General features: G+C 69.2%; 1 protein-coding gene and 1 pseudogene. One reads left to right on the top strand and one right to left on the bottom strand.

The genetic code is table 11. The annotated features are described in order from the left end of the window. Nucleotides 1-275 (top strand): annotated as a pseudogene (locus BFF77_RS32580) (bifunctional DNA-formamidopyrimidine glycosylase/DNA-(apurinic or apyrimidinic site) lyase); the annotation flags it as partial. On the opposite strand, the gene BFF77_RS32575 reads toward BFF77_RS32580, so the two are convergent. Continuing rightward, complete coding sequence (locus tag BFF77_RS32575; protein ID WP_425424473.1) at nucleotides 217-435, bottom strand: hypothetical protein; 219 nt, start codon at nucleotides 433-435, stop codon at nucleotides 217-219. The pseudogene BFF77_RS32580 and the gene BFF77_RS32575 overlap by 59 nt on opposite strands. Between the last annotated feature and the right edge of the window lie 59 nt (nucleotides 436-494).

The raw sequence follows: 494 nt of genomic DNA, 5'->3' as shown, positions 1-494 counted from the left end.
CTTCCGACGGACTGCCGGACGTCATCTCGCACATCGCCAGGGACCCGCTCGACCCGGCCTTCGTGGACGACGACTTCCACACCGCGCTGCGGCTGCGCCGTACCACGGTCAAGCGCGCGCTGCTCGACCAGTCACTGATCAGCGGCGTCGGCAACATCTACGCAGACGAGGCGCTCTGGCGCGCCAAGGTCCACTACGAACGGCCCACGGCCACCTTCACCCGGCCGCGCTCCGCCGAGCTGCTCGGTCATGTACGGGACGTGATGAGCGCGGCCGGGTGAAGGTGGCCGTGGGCCGTTCGTAGTGGACCTTGGCGCGCCAGAGCGCCTCGTCTGCGTAGATGTTGCCGACGCCGCTGATCAGTGACTGGTCGAGCAGCGCGCGCTTGACCGTGGTACGGCGCAGCCGCAGCGCGGTGTGGAAGTCGTCGTCCACGAAGGCCGGGTCGAGCGGGTCCCTGGCGATGTGCGAGATGACGTCCGGCAGTCCGTCGG

This window comes from Streptomyces lushanensis (assembly GCF_001700515.1).
GTDB classification, from domain to species: Bacteria; Actinomycetota; Actinomycetes; order Streptomycetales; family Streptomycetaceae; genus Streptomyces; species Streptomyces lushanensis.
Note: the sequence above shows the minus strand (reverse complement) of the source record. Positions and strands in the feature narration are given on the sequence as shown.